This window comes from Flammeovirga pectinis, from assembly GCF_003970675.1.
GTDB classification, from domain to species: domain Bacteria; phylum Bacteroidota; class Bacteroidia; order Cytophagales; family Flammeovirgaceae; genus Flammeovirga; species Flammeovirga pectinis.
This window is the reverse complement of the sequence record NZ_CP034562.1, coordinates 4,287,501-4,307,369: the sequence shown is the minus strand read 5'-3', so window position 1 is coordinate 4,307,369 and position 19,869 is coordinate 4,287,501. Positions and strand designations below refer to the sequence as shown.

19 protein-coding genes are annotated in these 19,869 nt (G+C 30.1%); 8 read left to right on the top strand and 11 right to left on the bottom strand.

Annotated elements, in window-relative coordinates; translation table 11 throughout:
- Positions 1-60 precede the first annotated feature (60 nt).
- From EI427_RS17235 to EI427_RS17225, 3 genes are all read right to left on the bottom strand, one after another.
- Complete coding sequence (locus tag EI427_RS17235; protein WP_126617071.1) at positions 61-807, bottom strand: hypothetical protein; 747 nt, start codon at positions 805-807, stop codon at positions 61-63.
- Between the two features lie 194 nt (positions 808-1,001).
- Positions 1,002-1,892 carry a ParB N-terminal domain-containing protein gene (locus EI427_RS17230; protein ID WP_126617069.1) on the bottom strand — a complete coding sequence of 297 codons (891 nt, stop codon included), beginning with the start codon at positions 1,890-1,892 and terminating at the stop codon, positions 1,002-1,004.
- Positions 1,885-2,877 (bottom strand): ParA family protein, encoded by a 993-nt coding sequence (locus EI427_RS17225; protein ID WP_126617067.1) that lies wholly within the window; start codon positions 2,875-2,877, stop codon positions 1,885-1,887. Before EI427_RS17225 ends, EI427_RS17230 begins: the two co-directional genes overlap by 8 nt.
- Before the next feature lie 1,838 nt (positions 2,878-4,715).
- On the opposite strand from EI427_RS17225, the gene EI427_RS17220 reads away from it, so the two are divergent.
- The 5 genes from EI427_RS17220 to EI427_RS17200 all read left to right on the top strand — a co-directional run bounded on the left by EI427_RS17220 (position 4,716) and on the right by EI427_RS17200 (position 9,383).
- A complete protein-coding gene (locus EI427_RS17220) occupies positions 4,716-5,879 on the top strand; it encodes a replication initiation protein (RefSeq protein ID WP_126617065.1) in 1,164 nt (387 codons plus the stop codon).
- A 41-nt stretch (positions 5,880-5,920) separates the two neighbouring features.
- Positions 5,921-7,012, top strand: a complete 1,092-nt coding sequence (locus tag EI427_RS17215; RefSeq protein WP_126617063.1) for a BamA/TamA family outer membrane protein — start codon at positions 5,921-5,923, stop codon at positions 7,010-7,012.
- 123 nt (positions 7,013-7,135) lie between these two features.
- A complete protein-coding gene (locus EI427_RS17210) occupies positions 7,136-7,945 on the top strand; it encodes a helix-turn-helix domain-containing protein (protein ID WP_126617061.1) in 810 nt (269 codons plus the stop codon).
- A gap of 51 nt (positions 7,946-7,996) precedes the next feature.
- Complete coding sequence (locus tag EI427_RS17205) at positions 7,997-8,437, top strand: hypothetical protein (protein ID WP_126617059.1); 441 nt, start codon at positions 7,997-7,999, stop codon at positions 8,435-8,437.
- A 73-nt stretch (positions 8,438-8,510) separates the two neighbouring features.
- Positions 8,511-9,383, top strand: coding sequence for an alpha/beta fold hydrolase (locus EI427_RS17200; RefSeq protein WP_170178522.1), 873 nt, complete (start codon positions 8,511-8,513; stop codon positions 9,381-9,383).
- A gap of 88 nt (positions 9,384-9,471) precedes the next feature.
- Here EI427_RS17200 and EI427_RS26350 read toward each other — a convergent pair whose 3' ends face one another.
- Both EI427_RS26350 and EI427_RS17195 read right to left on the bottom strand, forming a co-directional pair.
- On the bottom strand, positions 9,472-9,606 hold the full coding sequence (locus EI427_RS26350) for a hypothetical protein (protein WP_262708869.1): 135 nt from the start codon (positions 9,604-9,606) through the stop codon (positions 9,472-9,474).
- A gap of 451 nt (positions 9,607-10,057) precedes the next feature.
- A complete protein-coding gene (locus EI427_RS17195) occupies positions 10,058-10,456 on the bottom strand; it encodes a hypothetical protein (protein WP_126617055.1) in 399 nt (132 codons plus the stop codon).
- Between the two features lie 554 nt (positions 10,457-11,010).
- On the opposite strand from EI427_RS17195, the gene EI427_RS25930 reads away from it, so the two are divergent.
- Both EI427_RS25930 and EI427_RS17190 read left to right on the top strand, forming a co-directional pair.
- Entirely contained in the window at positions 11,011-11,184 is a 174-nt protein-coding gene (locus EI427_RS25930; RefSeq protein ID WP_155523297.1) for a hypothetical protein, read from the top strand.
- A 150-nt stretch (positions 11,185-11,334) separates the two neighbouring features.
- A complete protein-coding gene (locus tag EI427_RS17190; protein ID WP_126617053.1) occupies positions 11,335-11,652 on the top strand; it encodes a hypothetical protein in 318 nt (105 codons plus the stop codon).
- Here the strand turns inward: EI427_RS17190 and EI427_RS17185 are convergent.
- The 3 genes from EI427_RS17185 to arsA all read right to left on the bottom strand — a co-directional run bounded on the left by EI427_RS17185 (position 11,649) and on the right by arsA (position 16,961).
- The gene (locus EI427_RS17185; protein ID WP_170178521.1) at positions 11,649-14,168 is read right to left on the bottom strand and encodes a DUF5916 domain-containing protein; all 2,520 of its coding nucleotides are present in this window, start codon (positions 14,166-14,168) and stop codon (positions 11,649-11,651) included. The two genes, EI427_RS17190 and EI427_RS17185, sit on opposite strands and share 4 nt — an antisense overlap.
- A gap of 266 nt (positions 14,169-14,434) precedes the next feature.
- Positions 14,435-15,148, bottom strand: coding sequence for a metallophosphoesterase family protein (locus EI427_RS17180; protein WP_126617049.1), 714 nt, complete (start codon positions 15,146-15,148; stop codon positions 14,435-14,437).
- 49 nt (positions 15,149-15,197) lie between these two features.
- Complete coding sequence (gene arsA / locus EI427_RS17175; protein ID WP_126617047.1) at positions 15,198-16,961, bottom strand: arsenical pump-driving ATPase; 1,764 nt, start codon at positions 16,959-16,961, stop codon at positions 15,198-15,200.
- Positions 16,962-17,043: 82 nt separating this feature from the next.
- Between arsA and EI427_RS17170 the strand changes: the two genes are divergently transcribed.
- On the top strand, positions 17,044-17,577 hold the full coding sequence (locus EI427_RS17170; protein ID WP_126617045.1) for a hypothetical protein: 534 nt from the start codon (positions 17,044-17,046) through the stop codon (positions 17,575-17,577).
- 39 nt (positions 17,578-17,616) lie between these two features.
- On the opposite strand, the gene arsB is transcribed toward EI427_RS17170, so the two are convergent.
- Genes arsB through EI427_RS17155 form a run of 3 tightly spaced genes read right to left on the bottom strand, consistent with a single transcriptional unit; the run spans position 17,617 to position 19,655 of the window.
- Positions 17,617-18,693, bottom strand: a complete 1,077-nt coding sequence (gene arsB, locus EI427_RS17165; protein ID WP_126617043.1) for an ACR3 family arsenite efflux transporter — start codon at positions 18,691-18,693, stop codon at positions 17,617-17,619.
- Positions 18,694-18,708: 15 nt separating this feature from the next.
- Entirely contained in the window at positions 18,709-19,317 is a 609-nt protein-coding gene (locus tag EI427_RS17160; protein ID WP_126617041.1) for a low molecular weight phosphatase family protein, read from the bottom strand.
- Between the two features lie 11 nt (positions 19,318-19,328).
- Complete coding sequence (locus EI427_RS17155; RefSeq protein WP_126617039.1) at positions 19,329-19,655, bottom strand: ArsR/SmtB family transcription factor; 327 nt, start codon at positions 19,653-19,655, stop codon at positions 19,329-19,331.
- Between the last annotated feature and the right edge of the window lie 214 nt (positions 19,656-19,869).

Sequence of the window (19,869 nt, the reverse complement as noted above, 5' to 3'; positions counted from 1 at the left end):
TTATACATTAATAAAAACAAAGGTATCAAATTGGTACCTTACACTATATGTCGATCATTTTTAAAACCCTATACTCTTATCTGGACTAAATTTTTGATATAAAAGAAAAGCCTCATCTGGAGGGATATTAAAATAATCAACCAACATTTTTACATTATTTACTTCACCGTCTCTAATTAAAGAAATTATTTTATTTCTTTTATCATCAACTTTTTCCAATAAATGTTCTTTTGCTAATCCACTTGCATGGTTAACTGATGTAGCTACAAAAGCCAATAAGAAAAGAATTAGAGAAAACAATCTAAAACTATTTGCTGTTATTTCTGCTTCTTTAGTTTTTGTTTCGATAGCTAATAAAAGTTGATTTCTTTTTACTTCTAAAGCTTTTAGTTGCTTTTGAGAATCTAAAAACGTTTGATATTTAGCCCAATTTGTTTTCCCCTTATTAGTATGCTTTGCCGATAAGTTGATAGTTTCTTGGACAGAGTTTATTTGTTTATCTAAAACTTCAGTCGTTGGTATACCAGAAATATTTTTTGCGTGTACCAACTGACCGTTCCATTCAGCATAAAAAACTATACTGATTAATGTGATTGATAAGACTATATATTGATTAATACGACCCGTTTTTTTGAAATACTCTATCAATTGATATGTATAATGATGAGCCAAAAAGACAATGAAAATTGAAATACATCCTGCTAAAAGGAGAGACGAATGTAAACTGAAAAATAAAAAAGTTACATACGTACTATAAAGCATCGATACTGCTATTAGCGAGTAATCGATAATTTTTAAGGGTTTCATTATTTTAATTATATTTGGATTGAAACAAATGTAGATAGTTGAGGTGAGATGCGCCTATCTACAATAACTAGCAGTAAATGCTAAATGAGATTTGTTATTGGGTAGCCAGAGATGACTACCCATTTTCTTTTTCTAGATGTTGATCTGTTGCTTATCAACATAAATTTCAAATTAAAAATCCTTACCTTCTTAGGTTATAGAATATCTAATTTATATTTTTCTATAAGTTCTTTAACCGATTCTTCCATCGATAACTTTTCTACTTTACCCAATTCTTTTTCTAAAGGAGCGTCAATTAGTGTTCTAATTGTTTTATTCACTTTATTAAAAGTAAAAGGCTTTGGCGTATTATTTACAGCCCTTGTAGTAGTTTTCGAAGTAGAAGGATGTAAAGGTTCTATTCCTCTTAGGAAATCTTCTAAATCTGATGGGTTCAAACTTTCTGATGCAAGTGCTTTTAAAGCATCTTCAAATTTTGCTTGAGTAACAGATATTTCACCATCAAAATAAGAATGTTTAAACGCATCACTAACATGATCTAAAATTTCAGCAATTCTAGCATCGCGGATAATAGTACTTTTTCCTACTCCATAATCTTTAGCTAATTGATCATAAAGCTTACCATCTCCAGTTTTATTTCCCTGCTTTCCTTTATTAGTAAGGTAATGATGTCCTCTATAAAAAGACATTTCTCTTTTAGAAAGATTTCGTTTTCCAACTTGGTTTTTAATCATCCAAAGTTTAGCATCATCGATATTATCAATATCAACAATTACTTCTTCAAATTCATAACCATAATCAGCTCCACCTAATTCCTCACATATTTCATAACGGTTATGTCCGTCTAATAAGACTTTCTGACCATTATCGATAAAGAAAAAAGTTAAAGGATCACGAACTCCTTCGCTTTCAATACTATTTTTAAGATTTGTTCTTTCAGATTCCGTTAAAGGTCTTATCCATCTTTTTAACTCATCTAAAACATGAATTTTATCAGAAGACATTTCTTCTTTTTTTGAACCAATTAATTTTGAAGATTTATTGTTATCCGGTAAAAAATCTCCAATGTTTATTCCATTAGACATACTCTATAATTTCTTTTGCCAAACTAACATGCTCATCCATTGCCTTTTTAATACCATCTTTCTCTTGTTTCTTTAAAGATTCATCTTCAAAAAGAGTAAAAATGTCTTTGCCAAATAATGGACCTTTATTATAAGCCATATCACGTACAGCTATTTCTGTATCAAAAACTCTATAATTAGTAGAACGTAAAGCTTCTTTATACTTATTCATGTCTTTAGTTCTACCTGTTTTAGTAAATAAGAAACCCAATACTTCTAAATTAGGATTTTCTTCTTTATAATCATTAATATGACTTAAAACATTATTAATTCCTCTAAAAGCAAATTCAGAAGCATCTACTGGTATTAATGCTCTATTAGAAGCAATTAAACAGGCATCGTTAGAAATTAACGCAAAAGAAGGTGATAAATCGAAAAAGATATAATCATATTCATTCTCTAACTTATCAATTACATTTCTTCTTACTAATTTATAAGACGATGGTCCAGAATTTCTATTTAATGTTTTATTTGTAAAATCAAGATTGGTAGTAGAAGGTATAATATGTAAGTTCTCCTGATATTGTAAAATTGAATCATTCACATCGCATTTACCTTCAATAATATCGGACAACTCCTTGCCTTCAAAAAATTGTGCATCTTTATACCCTAAGTGTTGTGTTAAATTACCTTGAGGATCAGCATCTATTAAAAGTACTTTTTTACCTAATCTAGATAATCCGGCACCAAGGTTACATGCAGTTGTAGTTTTTGCAACTCCACCCTTGTTATTAATAATAGAGATAACTTTAAACTTATCTTTTAATTTTAACCCTAGTGGGGTAAGTACTTGTATTAACTTTTCAATGTACTCTGGTTTTAAATTTTGCTCACCATTTAGTGCTTTATAAAGAGATCTTGTCGGTATTCCTGCTTTTTTTTCAACTACAGAAACTTTCAACATTTCATTTTCTCTTAAAAAATCGAGTATGTCTTTTTGTGTCATGTTATAATTCTATGTATTTATTTAATAACAAAGAAAAGATAATATTTCAAAAACACAAAATAATATAGTTCTTATTTTCACTATTTAGCTATTAAATACACAATCATAGTTAATTTTTTACCTTTTAATGACCTCAATCATACAAAAAATGTACTAAGTAGTAAAATCAATAAATCTATAAGAAGAGTTAAACCATAGTAGATTGACCGTATATAATTAATAATGCAAGTAGATTGCCTAATTAATATAGAAACATGAATTAATTTAGACTAATACAAGTACTTTACTCAAAGTATAGTGGATAGACCATATTTATAGTATCAATAAAATTTTAAAAAATCCAAATCAATATTAAAAACTATCCTCCAATAATTTTAGTTATTGATACTATAAGGTAAATCATAGTAAATAGACCATAAAATACCAGTAGTCTACTCCTATAATTTTAATAATAGGTTCTATTTTGATTAACTACTAGTAGTTTACTCTTAAAGATAGTAGATAGACCATATATTGATTAAGGTAATGCATTAAAATCAAAAAATTTTAAAGTAAAATAGATACACTGCTTATATAGTATTTATATATACTTATTATTTATGGTGCTTGTAACTATCTGTTAAACTGCTAATTACAGCTGTTAAGTATAGTGATTAGACCATATTAATACAAGTACTCAACTTCATTGTTACTAGTACATAGACCTTTTTATACAAGTAGGTTGCATTTAACTATAGGAGTTTACTCAAAAGTATAGTAAATAGACCGTACTTAATACGATTTAAATTATAAAGTTACCATTTTTCATAAAAAATAAATTTGATCATATTAATGTTAATCACTGATTTTCAGTTATATAAAGTCTATATACTAGTAGTTAGACCACATTAATACAAGGAGTTTACATGTAAAACTTAAAAATATCTTCTTTATATCTATTGAAAATGACTAAAGTATAGGAGTTTACTCTTAATACTAGTGTTTAGACCATATCTTAAGTAGAATATTTAAGAATAAAGAAAAGGAATTAATAGTAAAATAGATATACTGCTTATATAGTATTTATATATACTTATTATTTATAGTGTTTGTAACTATCTGTAATACTGTGTTTTACAACTAATAAGCATAGTATTTAGACCATATTAATACAAGTATTCTACTCTATTACTACTAGTACTTAGACCTTTTTATACGAGTAGGTTGCATTTAACTATAGGAGTTTACTCAAAAGTATAGTGAATAGACCATATTGAAGAAATGTTGGTTAAATAGTAGTAGATTAAATTAACTTTTGATATTAAATATAGAGTACCTGGAATGGTTTAACACGATAATGTACATTACTCGAATCAAAATCATAGTTATTAATACAAGTACTTATTCTTAATACTAGTAGTTTAACCATAAAAATTAATAATGATTAGAGTATTTTCAAGATATATATTGCTAATACTAGTGTTTAGACCATATTATTTCAATAAAAAGAAGCTTTAATGACCATTTTGTTGTGTAAACTACTTGCCTTTAAAACTTTTGCTTCAATTTTTCTAATTATCACAGTTTTTGATGCCTTTAAATTATAAATACAAGGAATTTACATTCTTAATGCTAGTGAGTAGACCATAATAAAACGTAAATACAAGTTGAAGTCCAATATTTTACATTGATTTTCTTGTAAATACTAAAGCAAGTCCGTATATATGTGTGGACTTATACCCGTAATTATAACTCATTGAGTTAATTACAGTAATAAAAAGAGTATTAAATTGAAAATATATGGTCTAACTACTAGTAACTAATTATTTCTACTAGTAGTAGATCTTGATATTAGCCTTATGGACAATATTTTAACTAAAGTATGGGTGAAGCGTCATAATAACTTAGTACGCGCTCACCAAAAAACAACATTAAGTTTAACAGCTCAAAAGCTTTTGCTATTTGCCTTTACACACAAAGAGCAAGAAGAGGATAAAGTTTTGGAGTTTCGTGTTGCAGACTTTTTAGGTAGAAATCCAGGTGGAAAAGATATCAAGAACATTGATCAGGCATGTGATGAATTATCTTCTTCTAAAATTAAAGATGGTAGTGGAATTACAGATAATGATTATGATTCTAAAGATTTTAATAGAAAATACATCACGTTATTTGATACAATTGAAATCAACAAAACAAGAGTATCATTTAAATTCAACAGAACATTTAAACAATATTTAGGGCCGTCATCTAACTATACGCAATACTTGTATAGTAACCTAAAAGATATGAGGTCACCACACGCTGTACGCTTGTATGATTTCATTACTGGAGGTGTTGGTAAGTATGAAAGACGTAAAGTTGAATTGAACGAACTGAAGAGCGTTTTAGGGGTTAGTACAAAGAAGTCTTACAATGTTTTTAATACATTTAAAAATTCTGTGCTAGAACCAGCCGTTAAAGGAATAGATAAAACAACTGATATTCACTTGTCTTATGAACCCATTAGAGAAAGAGGGCGTAAGTACACCCACATTATTTTCTATTTTCATAAAAAGAAAGTACTCCCTAAACGTACTGACCTAGAAGTGACTAATGCAGACGGTTTAACACCAGAAAATGCAGCCAAAGTGGCTTCTATGCGTGCCATGAATTTATCTGATGTAATTATTCAGGCAACGATCAAAGAATTATTAAATCAGCAGAAAGAAAGTATCTTAGATGATATTGAAGAAGCTGAGGTAGTGACATCTACAATTGGGCAGCAAGATTTATTTAATAACAAACCTACTCCTGACACTGAAAATACAGCCAATGACTTTGATTCTAAAGTTAAAAAAATAGAATTACGCCTTTCTGAACTTGGTTTAACTAAAAATACCATTCAACTAGCTGTAAAAAAGTATAAATTGAACCCTAAATTAAAAATTTGGATAGAGATGAATAATCTTAAAATGGCCGTAAGAGATGGTCAATCTTTCCCAAATAAGCATACTTTAAAAAAATGGATTGAAGAAAATGACTAATTTTCTATCCGCGACATTAAATTAAATAGACTTAAGATTCATTGATAAAATATTATTTAATACTGCTTTTTGTTGCCTTGTTTTTTTCTGAACATGCAATAGGGCAGAGCGATTCTACGTATTGCTATCGTAATAACTTTATTCCTACACCAACATTTACACATTCTCCAGAAAACGGAAGTATTCTAGGCGTAGCTGGAGTATATCAGTTTAAAGTAGATAAAACAGACGAACAGTTACGATCTTCTTATGCTCATCTATGGTTAGCTTTTAATTTAGATGGCGAATTTTATGGTGATATGAGGTATAATATCTATACCCGTAACAATAAATTTTATTTAGAAGGTGCTATTTCAAGAGATTATATTTATGACTATTTCTATGGAATAGGTAATAGTGGAAATAACACGTTACAGAATAATATAAATTTTAAATCTACTTATATTTTTCAGAAAGCATTGTATAATTTGGGTAACAATAACTATTTAGGTTTACAAGCAACGTACGAAAAAAATGATGAGTTTACTGTAACAGGAGAACCAATTGAAGGAACTACTCCTAACGGTTTTACACCTTATCAACTAGTTGGTTTTGGTGGTTTATATGTAAATGATGAAAGAGACAGTAGAGTAACACCTACAAAAAAACATTACTTTGAATCTTCTATCATGTCATATTCCAATAAATATGGTAGTGATTATAATTTTATGTCTGTAGTAGTAGATTATAGACGCTACATTCCCTTAGCTGCTGATTACAATATTCTTGCGTTTCAAGTAAAAACAAACTTTACAATAGGAGACCCTCCAATACAAAAATTAGCCATGGTAGGAGGGCGACAAATAGGTAGAGGATATATATCGGGGCAATACAGAGATAACCATGCATTACAAGTACAAACAGAGTATAGAACCGACTTATTTTGGCGTTTAGGTACAGTGGTTTTTGCTTCGGGATCTGTTATAGCCAATGATGTTAACGATTTATCTACTTATTCTAATGTACTTGTAGCAGGAGGAGCAGGCTTACGATTTAACCTTAATAAGAAAGATAAATCAAATATACGTTTAGACTTGGGGGTAAATAACCGAGGAGAAACGGGAGTGTATATAGGCTTTGGAGAAGCATTTTAAATAAGACTATCACATATTTAACTTCTTGATTAGTTAAGATTATTATTTTATCTTAGTTCTACATTCATCAGTAGAATCTATTTAATAAAACCATTATTGGTTTAGCATAACCCATTAACACATTTGAAAAATTCTTTTATTATTCATAAACCAACAGATACTGTTCTCCAGAGTATAGTTGATTATTACTTTTATGTAGATATTCCTGTAAAAGAATTGGCATTTAAAGAGGAGTATATCTTACCATTTCCTCGGATAACCTTTGGCTATTTTTTTGAAAATCGGGTTTTAGTAACCAATAATTCTTTAGATAAATCTATTGAGAAAGATATGGTTATTTCTAAAATTTCTGTGAACAAAATATCAGTTAAACCACTTACCGAGAGAGTGAAAATGATAGGAGCTCATGTTAGACCTTATGCATTGGCTTTCTTAACTGATGAAAACATATCTAACCTTCCATGGCTTATAAATACGAAAGATTTATTTAAAGAAACTGCTATATCCTTTAAAGATAAAATTGATAAGTGTAACTCTCCCAATGAGATGTTTGATGAAGTGGAAAATATCTTTTTAGAAACCTTATTAGATAAAGATTTGAGTACAATAATCAATGCAATTGAACTTATAGAAAAACATAAAGGAAATATTGAAATTTCAAAAGTAGCTTTAAAAATTGGTGTATCTGAAAGAACGCTTAGAAATCACTTTTATAAGAATGTAGGTTGTTCTCCAAAGGAGTATGTTAACCTATTAAAATTGCAACAGTCTGTACACCAAATGGGAAATAAAGAGGAGTCTTTAACAACAATAACTTATGCACAAAATTATTCTGATCAGGCACATTTTACAAACTCAGTAAAATCTATAACTGGTTATTCTCCTAAAGAAATTCAGAAAAAGATAGCTGATTTCCGATTCTTACAATTTTAAAATAGATACTTTTCCGAAGTTTGTGATTATCAATAACATAAACTCAATCTCATGACAAGGAAAAATATCTTAAAGATTCATATTTTAGCAACAATTATAGCTGTACTTACTATAAGTTCATTTTTTTCTGTTTCATTATGGGCAGAAATTAATGATGATCTAGAAGTAATTAAAATTGTAAAAGAAGGTGTTGTTAAATGCCTGCCATTACTTATTATTGCTATGCCATCGTTGGCAATTACAGGGAAAAAGCTTGCGGGTAATTCTAAGAATAAAATTGTACTTAAGAAAGTAAAAAGAATGAATTACGTTACGATAAATGGCGTTATATTAATTTCATTAGCTATATTTTTATACTATCGTTCTCATTATTTAACTATCGATTCTGTCTTTTTATATGCTCAAGGAGCGGAGTTTATTTTTGGACTTTGTAATCTTAGATTAATAGTATTAAATGCTAAATCTGGATTAAAATTATCAAGAAAAATTTAATAACTCCTCTCTAAACTAAATTATGACAAAGACTATTTTATTAATTATTTCACTCATATTAAATTTCAATACTATGAATTTAGCTCAATCAGATACAAAGAAGTGGTTAGATAGAAAAGAATACCCTTTTAAAAGTAATTATATAGAATTACCTATGGGAAATATGCATTATTTAGATGAAGGAGAAGGAGACCCGATTGTTATGGTACACGGTAACCCTGGTTGGTCTTTTGAATTCAGAAATATTGTAAAGCAAATGTCTAAAACAAATAGATGTATTGTGCCAGATCATATAGGTTTTGGTTTATCAGATAAACCGTATGAGTGGGATTATTTACCTAATGAACATGCTCAAAATTTAGATACTTTACTAGAAAGTTTAGACCTTAAAAATATTACTTTAGTTGTTAATGATTGGGGCGGACCTATCGGTTTATCTTATGCTTTAAAACACCCAGAAAAAATTAAGAAAATTGTAATAATGAATTCTTGGATGTGGTCTGTTGAGAATGAAGAACACTATCAACAATTTAGTAAATTTATGGGGGGAGGCTTTGGTAAATTTATGACCAAAAACTTCAATTTCTTCGGAAAAGTGGTACTTAAAGGAGTTTTAGGTGATAAAAAAAGCTTACCTAAAAATATCCATAAACATTTTTATAAACACATGGAAACACCTCAAGATAGAAAAGGGTGTTACACTTTCCCAAAACAAATAATAGAAGCTAGTGATTGGTTGGATAGTTTATGGAAGCAAAAAGAAAAAATAGATAATATTCAGACCGTAATTATTTGGGGTATGAAAGATAGAGCTTTTAGGGAACAAGAATTAAATTATTGGATCGAAAACTGGAAAAACCCAGAGATTATTAAGTTAGAAAATATAGGTCATTTTCCACAAGAGGAAGATCCTGAATCTTTAATTAAAGTGTTGAAAGAAGAGTAAATAAATCTAATAATTGATATAAAAACAAAGAGGTCATTTCAATAAAAATAATTTTATGAAATGACCTCTTAATTTTTTGCATCAAAGACTATTTTTTAGCCTTTTCAGTTTTTTTCTTTTTTTCTGTGTTGGTTTCAGTAGTAGCTTCTACTTTTGTTTCTTCTACTTCATTTAAAGAAGAGGACATTCTTATATCCTTTGTGTGATTTTTCACTTGTCTCATTGGTGTGAGTTTTTAGTTGAATAATTAGTTGTACTTATTTAAGTATTACGGAATATACAGAAACATAAATTTATCTCCTAATAATAAGCATGTTAGTTGATTAATAAATATTTTTTCAATAAAAAAGGAGATAGAAATTAATCTACCTCCTGTTTGAATATTTTATATTTTAAAGCGACCTTTCAATTATAACAAGTACTGCCATAAACGCCACTATTGTCACCGGATTAATAACCTCGTCAATAATATTTACAATCTTCTTCATATAAGTTTATTTTTAAATGAATTACCTATTAGCTGGTAAATAGGTTATATGAATAATAAAGCTATATGTATTAATACGTTGATAAATATGTAACAGACACTTTTTTTAGTAAAAGTATGTTAACTATTTAATGGTATGTAACATCGTTTCTTATGACGGTACACGATTCTAGTGTGTTGAACCTATTTAATCAATATAAGTATCTATTTTCTTGATGGCTTTACCATTTTCTTTTTCTACGAGGTTTAATACTATTTGATATTCTCCTTTTGCATATTCAGGAATACTATATTGTGCATGGAATGTACCTTCTTCAAATTTATCATAAATATAAGATGCTCTCCATTGTTTATTTTCCATAGAAGATAACTGTAATGGATGGATATCTACCTTTATATAACCCATTTCTAAATACTGTATATCTGCAACAACTTCCAGTAAATGAGATTGTTGATTTGAATTAGTAACACTTGCATACATGTCTTTTATCTCTGTAAAAGAGGCATTATTTACATCGTGCTGATTACAAGAAGTAATACTCCAAAACGTACTAATAAGTAAAATAAATTGTATTATTTTCTTCATATAATTTAGCTAATTCTATTAATTAATTTGATCACTATATATATAGTCGCATAAAACACCTAAAAGGTTGACATTTACATGATATCTTAACTTTTTTATTGATTAACAAAGCCAATAATTAGTTTTTTAACCTTCTTAAATCATGTTTTAAGCTATCGATAGTGATTTATATTGTGTAGTAACTTTAGTTTATCATATGATAAGTAATGGTAACGCGTGAATATAAATTAAAAATATCCGTAATATTCTGATTATCAATTTATAATATATAATTTTTTCAATTAAAACCAATAACAAAAATAACTACTAGACGGGTATTCTACTCATCAAAAAAATAAAACAATTGATTTAAATTTGTGACATAATCGAAAGCTACGACTATTGGAAAACTTTATTATTACTTAAAATTACAGGAATGAAATAGTAATTTCTCTTGTTTACATTACACTAAAAGTCTCCAATTTCAACATAATAATTAGTTTCGCTTTTTCAGAATAACCTTTCAGTACAATAATTTTTTATTGTATTGCATTTATAACTAAAATTTAATTAAAATGATAGCAAAAGTAAAGTACACAGTGGAACGTAAGTATTCTGGAACGATCTCGGTAATCTGTAAGTCAACGGATACTAACCAAGTAATTATTAACAAAGCAAAGAGTGTTTTAAGAACTTCCGGTCACAAAGAAAGTAACATTAATAACCTTAATGTGCTAAGTAGAGCATAGCGTCCTAATTGCTCAGTTTAAAGATTATCACGAATAAAATTCCTAAACTATACTTAAGTTCGTGATAATCTTCTTTTAGAAATAGTGATATTTTCTCTTTCATGTTATTATAAATTGATAGTAATACTTAACTACATTTTATCTACTTACATGAAAAATCTATTAATAACAGCAATTTTATTTGCTTGTACACAATTTCTATACGCCAATGAACCAATAGAGGCGAAATTAGAAAACCGTACCGTTACAATACATACTATTGAAGAATTAGATGATGGTCTTTATGCCTTATCATATAGTTGTAATGGTGGTAGAACATCGGCATTAGTATACCAAGGATACGAAGAGTTAGAGAATGCTGTTTCTGGACACACAATTTCTCATTTTTTAGATGCAGAAGAAGAACCTTTAAAGAATGAGGAGGAGATCCATACTTTATCACAATTATTTAATGGAATAGTCGATTAGATGCTACTCAATTGTTTTTTTAACTGTTGATAATCTAAGAAATAGGTTAAGCGTATTGATACTGTATTCAATTGTGGTTCAGTCCACATTTCTTGCATATTTTGAGAAAAATTATAAGTTGCATTATAACTAGATGACCCTAATTCATTACGCCACATTGCAGTAAGAAAACTACCGGGTAAGAATTCCCAACTATAAGACATCTCAAGGTCGAATGTATTATAATTGGTATTTTGAGTTGGGTTACCATTCTCATCCATATCAGTATAGTCTGTTGGAAACAAATCTCCATCTTTAGATAATTGATAAAACGCATCATAATTTACCCTTCTCCAATAATGTCTTAAGCGTAATTTTAAAGACATTTTTGGGGTGAAATAATATTTTGAAGTGATGTTATTTTCGAAGGTTTTTACATCTCGATTCCCATAAATTACTTGGTCTACACCTCCATTAGTATCGTATAATGTTGTGGTGTAGCCTTTTTCATCTCTTTGATTATTCCAAGAAATAGAGTGGGTGAGGTCAAACCTATCAGTAGCTCTATAGGTTTGTGAGTAACTGATATAATTATCGATCTGTTGGTATTTTGGTCTGTTCCAATAACTTATTCGCAGACTACCATAATACTTTTGCCTGTCATCAGATGTTAAAGTTATACCACCATTATTAGACGCATATTCTTTAAAATAATAGCCATCTTCTCTTGGTCCAAAGTAATCATAAGATATCCCTGGTTGATAAGCTACATCAAAATTAAAACTCCAAAAATTATTAAAAAGTATATATCCATCGCCCCAAATTCTTTTTGTGATATTGTCTTTTGTACTGTATAACCAATTTTGATTATACCCGACTCTCAACCAATATTTTTGATAAAAATTAGTGGCAATAAATTCATGGTAGGAAACATCGGTACTTGCATAAATCTCATTATTAGAACTATTGTATCCCATGTCATTAGGGTTATAAGTATCAGATTCTATATTTAATGAGCCCCAGTACCGCCAATTACCACTAACTTTCCCACCACTAGTAGAGATTTTATGACCCAATAAAGTATATGGAGAGGTTGCTAAATCTTCTGTATTTTCAGAAGGGAAAAATTCTTGACTTAAAGAGCCGAAAGCATTTATTTTATAGGTATTTGTTCTATCAAAAAGCTGCATATCTAAAGAAGATACATTAGACGACTTATAGTCGTCTCCTCTATAAACGTTATTGTTCATAACGCCAATTTTAGAGTTATTTGGTAAACTTTGTTCAATAGAAATCATATTAAAATTAGTGAGAGGGTCGGCCATTACTTCACGTTTTTCGCCCGTAACACTATCTTCAATAATTGCATATGTTTCGTTCGTTATGGAATTTAGAATACCAACACCTAACCCCTTTTCTGTTATACCTGTTAGCTTTGTATTATTGACAATTGGAGCATCTGTAGGTTTATACCTATAGCTTTCATTTTCATCTAATAAATCATCAGAAGGAGTATTGTGGTTCTGTCCTATACGTCTTGAATAAAACTGATCATGTTTATTAAAAATAGTTGTTCCTTGAGTGAAAAAATCACGAAATTCACCATACTGTACTTCATAAGCAGATAGATTAAGCACTTCATTATCAGCTTGTACTTGTGAGAAATCAGGTACTAAACTAACATCTAAAGTAAAACTTTGTCCTAAACCAACTTTAATATCAGCTCCTCCAGAAAAAGTGTTAGCTACCTGTCCTGACCCTTCTTTACTCATGGCTACATTACTAATATAAGGCGATAAAGATAAACGGAGTGGGGGAGTTAAATCATATAATCCTCTAAGTGTACCAAACTGATTAACATAGCCAGATTTATTGGCATCAATAGGGTTCCAGTAGGTAACTTCACCTGTCCGAGCAATTACTCTTCCAAAGTTTAAACCCCATATTTGTTCATTTCCATTAGGCATTCTTAAAGCTCTATATGGAATTGCCATTTCTACAGCCCAACCATCTTCATTTACTTTTACAGCACTGCTCCATATCTCATTCCAATTACCATCCCAACCAGAAGTTCCTTGTATTCTATCACTTTGAACTCCAGATGCACTTACTACAAATTCATATGCATCTTGTTGTGTGTTATAGGTGTCAAAAGAAGCAATAAAAAAGTCTCCACCATTACCTCCAGAATCTCTTTCTCCCATATTTGTTCTAATAGAATCGGGAGCTGTATCGTATAACTGTGCACTTATATAGATTGCGTAATTATCATACGCTACTTGAATTTTACTTTTTTGAGAAGATAATGTATTGTTATTGGGAGAATTCTGTATAAAAAAACCTTCAGATATATATTTATTGTCCTCATTTTTATCAAAAAGTACAGTAGTGCTACCTGCAGTTAAGTCATTTAAATTATAAGGGTCACTCCAAACCTGATCATCTAATATACCATCAATTTTAGGAGCATCAGCAGATGGCCAGGCATGAATATTTTTTCTTGAATGTTGCTGTTGGGCATTCAGTAAATGTGGCATGCACATAAAAAATACAATACAGCATTTTATGGCGTTATTTATTAGGGATAACATGTTAGTGAATTGTTTGCTTTACTTAAGTTTATACAATTTCACAGTTCTAAACGCCTTATCCAATACTTTTATAGAACCTTAAGTTAACGTTTTAAATATTGTATTTTTTTGACAAAAATATTTTAGAATTGAGGTATTCTTGAGATAAAAAACAGACATCATTTACTGAATAAATAATGTCTGTTTTTAATCTATTAGGGTTGAAGGATTTATTATTTAGCTTGAAACAATAAATCAGCAAATCTATCTTCAAATTCACTCTTTAAAATTGCATCTGCCGCTTTTTTGATATCATAATCAAAACGTTTAAACTCAATTTGCAAACTATCTGATTTATCCGATCGGTAAGTATTATCTATCGTCAAAATTGCATAACAACCTTGTGAGTTTCCATCTTTAGGTTTCCCAATAGAACCTACATTTACAACATGTAAATAGTTACCATTATCTGTAATTATTCTATGATAAGGTTTATGTGTGTGTCCACAAAATAATATATCTGCATCATTTTCAGTTATCATTGAAATTACTTCTTTTTCTGGGTAATCTTCCACGAGGTAATCATTAATGGCTTTTGTACTACCATGTACTAAAAGACAACGTGCATTCTGTTCTGTAAATTCAATTTTCCGTGGTAATGCTAGTAGATAATCAAGGTGTTTTTTAGAAAGATAACTTTTGGTAATGCTTCTATTAGAATGTTCACCTTCTCTATCCAGAAACCGTTGTGCTTCATCATGATTACCTAGTACACAAGGAATATCATTTTGTATAAAAAAATTAATTATTTCTTTAGGCCAAATATTATAACCTACTAGATCACCTAGGCAATACATTTTATCTACATTTTGTGTAGCAATATGCTTTTGAAAGGCTTCAAATGCAGGTAAATTAGCATGTATATCAGAAAAAATAGCAATTCTCATAATTGGAAATTAAAAAGCACAAGCAGAGAATTCTACTTGTGCATATATATTATACTTCTTGAGTTGTTTCTATAATTGAGGGTAATATTTGATTTTCTATTAAATAAGGAATTGTAACAATTCTATCACTTACCTTACCATCTAAAGTATCAATTAAACTATTTTGATGTGCCGCTCTTTGTTTCAAAATAGGGTCTTTTATAGCACCTGTTAAAGATAAATCCTGGTTTACAACCCAAGCATAAGGAGTAATGCCAGCCCTTTTTAGATCATCTTGTAAACTCTCTGCCTCTCTAATAGGAGTCGTTTCAGCAAGCGTTACAATTACAACTTTGGTTACCTTTGGATCCTGAATCATCATAAAAGGAGTAGTTAATTTTCCTGTATCTCCTTTATCATGTTTCATTACTTCTTTATGGTAACTTCCAGTAGTGTCTAACAATAATAAAGTATGTCCAGTAGGAGCAGTATCAATTACTACAAATTGTCTTTTTGCCGCTCTTGTTACTTTAGAAAAAGCATGGAAAACGGCGACTTCTTCAGTACAAGGAGAATTTAAATCTTCTAAAATTAATTTCTTTTGCTCTTCTGTTTTTCCAGCACCTCTATGCACCATTACTTTATCAATATAACGTTGTTTTTCTACCCTAGGGTCAATACGTTCTACTGTTAAAGTTTCCGGAATTTTATCCAACTGGTTTATATAATCAGATAAATGTGCAGCAGGATCAGTAGTAGTTAAAGTAACTTTATGACCTCTTTCTGCTAACATGACTGCAATAGCAGAAGCGGACATTGTTTTACCAACACCACCTTTTCCCATTGTCATAATTAGCCCCTTTCCATCTTTAGAAAACTCATCTACCAAAGAGGTTAAATTATTTAATTGATGTCCTTGGTTTATTTCTGCTTTTTCTTCTGATAAAATTTCAGTTTGTTTTGCTGATGAAAAGACAGAACGAAGCTTTTCTAATCCTAAAATATTATAAGGTAATAATGGGAAATCTTCTTTTTCAAGTTGAGTTAAATGCTTAGGCAGTTTTTCAATCGCAGCTTTTGATTTACCCGATATCATCATTGCAATTTCATCATTAGTGTTCACAGCAGTAAAAATACCATTGATTAATAACTTCTGATTATCCATTCCTAACTCAAAAAGTTCTTCACTTGTTCGGTCAGCTTCTTTTAAAGATGCTGCATCTGGTCTAGTCACTAAGAAGAAAGTTGTTTGTTTTGAATCTCTTAAAGTATCAACCACATTTTTATAACGTAAATGATTACTTTTTAATGCAGTTGATGGACCAATACAAGAAGCTCCCTCGTTATGGTCTAAAAAAGAACTCCAAGCTTCTGGTAATTCTAACAGCCGTAAAGTATGCCCTGTTGGAGCAGTATCAAACACTACATGATCGTACGCATCATAACTTGCTTCACCAGAAATAAAGCGCGTAAATTCATCAAAAGAGGCAATTTCTACAGTACAAGCACCAGATAACTGTTCTCTTACTTTATTTTTATAAGTTGGTGTTGCAAGCATGCCTAAAGAAGAAACGGCTCTTTCTTTATAAGCTTCACCAGCATGTTCAGGATCAATATTTATTGTTGATAATTGAGGTAAAATAGTGTGTTTCTTTATAACATCACTTACATCTGTAGCCAAAACATCAGATAAGTTAGAGGCAGGATCAGTACTTATTAATAATACTTTATTTCCCGCATCTGCTAATTGTACAGCAACAGCACTAGATAAAGACGTTTTACCTACGCCACCTTTACCAGTAAAGAATAAGAATTTTGTATCGTTGAACTTCATGATATATCTTTATGTGTAGTTCACCAAATAAATCAATTATTTTACTCGGAGAACTGATTTTAAAACTAAACAATAAAAAGAGATGCTTCGCTTAGCGAATTCCACATTACTCCTTTGTTTTACACTCATCTTTTCAATTCCGCTGTTTGCCCAATCAACAGTTACTTTTGATAGGATGAAAGTAGCAGAATGGAGTGGTAGTACCATTGGAGATTGGGGTTACTGGTCTGGTCGAGAACCCGGAAATATCAATATTGATTTTGATGAAACACAAAATATTGCTGTTCTTCATTATCCTAAATACACTTTCTTCTTTATACAATTAAAATACGAAGGAATGTCGTTTGAAGAGGAAGATACGTATGTGTACAATACTAAATTTATAATTGTACAACATAAAGTAGGAGAATCACCAGCACTTACCGAAGAACTAATTAAAGAATCAGTAGCTCGGTCAGGAGAAATAACTTTCAAGAACCGCACCTTTAAAAAAGTTTCTAAGAAAGGAATTAAAGGCTTGAAGAAAAACTTGGAAGTGTCATTCTATATTGATGATACGAAGAAGAAATTCTGTTATATCAAATCAATTGATAGTTATCTCACAAAGTTATATTAAAAAGTTAGGCAACTTAAGTGTAGCTGCCTAACCTTTGATTTATTTTGTATAATATTTTTTTCTAAACCAGAAGGCTAAATTTACAAGAGCAATCAATGCAGGAACCTCAACTAAAGGTCCTATAACTCCTGTAAATGCTTGGCCAGAATTGATACCAAATACACCAATAGCAACTGCAATAGCCAATTCAAAATTGTTACCTGTTGCCGTAAAAGCTATTGCTACATCTTTTTCGTAATCTGCCCCAAAGTATCTTGCTAATAAGAAGCTCAACACAAACATAATTACAAAATAGATAACTAGAGGAATTGCAATTCTAACAACGTCCATAGGTATTTCAACAATCATTTGCCCTTTTAAAGAGAACATTAATACAATTGTAGATAATAGAGCAATTAAAGTAATAGGAGAGATAGCAGGAACAAATTTAGTATCATACCACTCTTTACCTTTTGCTTTTACTAAGATCTTACGACTCAAAAAACCTGCAATAAAAGGAATACCCAAATATATAAATACACTTTCGGCAATTTGAGACATTGTAATGTTTACTTCTAAACCATCGTACCCAAATAAAGGAGGAAGTATAGTAATAAATACATAAGCATATACACTGTAAAATAACACTTGGAAAATACTATTTAAAGCAATCAAACCTGCGGCATATTCAGAGCTACCTTCAGCAAGGTCATTCCATACAACTACCATTGCAATACAACGTGCTAAACCAATTAAGATTAAGCCAGTCATATATTCTGGATAATCATGTAAAAAGATTAATGCTAGTGCAAACATCAAAATTGGTCCAATAATCCAATTCAATACTAATGAAACTGAAAGTACTTTTACGTTTGTAAATACTTTTCCCAGTTCTTCATATTTTACTTTAGCTAAAGGAGGGTACATCATTAATATTAACCCAATAGCTAAAGGAATATTTGTTGTACCAATAGACATATTATTAATAGCATTAGCTCCAGAAGGAAAGAAGTAACCTATCCCTACACCAATTGCCATTGCAAAAAATATCCATAGTGTTAAATAACTATCTAAAAAGGATAATTTTTTAGGTTGCTTTTGCGGACATAATGGATCCGCTTCAATAGATTTATTCATGATTCGGTTTAATAATTATATTTTTGAAAAGGCATAAAGTAATTCTCTAGCAATCTGACGGCATCTTTCATCGTATTTTGCTTCTTGCTCTGGAGTACCATCAAATGCTTTAGGATCTTCAAATGGTAACGAAATACGTTCTGCACCAATAATTACAGGACAATTTATATCTGCATGATTACATGTCATGATTGCACCAAACCCATTCTGAGGGTTAAAAGGGTTATCGTATGTTTTAGAAAAACCAATTATTGCAGGTTGATCTTCATCAAATTTTATAGCATAAACAGGGTTTGAACTTTCGGATAATTTAGATATTTCTAAACCAGCTCTAGTTAATGCATTCGCAGCAGAAGGGAACATTGCAGTAGCTTCTGTACCTCCAGAATAAGCAAAAACATTATTGAAACCATAATGGTACGCAGCAATTTGAGCCCAAACTTGAGAAAGATGACTTCTTCTCGAATTATGTGTACAGATTAGAATAATGTTAGCTAATCCATCTTGAGCTAATTTTTGGGAAACAAAAGTAGAAATGACTTCTAATGCAGCTTTCCTTTCTTCAGAAATTAGGTCAAATTCTTGCTTGGCCTCTTCAATATAATTTGATAATGTTGTATTCATCTTTTTATTAATTAGCAACAGTTGTTGTTTTGTAATCCTGTTAATATATCTTGGAAGTAGGTGTTTACTTCTTGCCATATTGATTCATCAATACAGTAGTTCACACTATTCCCTACAATAGTCCCTTTAATAAGACCAACTTTTTTTAATTCTGATAAGTGACGCGAAATAGTTGATTGTGCTAAAGGAAGCTCATCTACTAATACACTGTTCACACATTCCTTTTTATTTGCCAAGTATTTGATAATAGACAAACGGGCAGGATGACCTAAAGCTTTTAAAATTTCTGCCATATTCGTAATGGTAGGATCGAAACCTTCTATTTTTGTAATTCCCATATCGCAATATTACGATATTGCGATGTAAAAAGATATACTCTTACTGTTAATAAATGGTTAAGAATTCTATTCTAATACCTTTATCTCTAGTTTTTCATATAGAACTTGAAAATAAATTACAGATAGGAGGAAAAGTAGACTTTTTTAATACCTAATGAATCAACTTTAACCTTAAATAGGAATACTATACAAAATAGTACTTAATGAAAGAGGT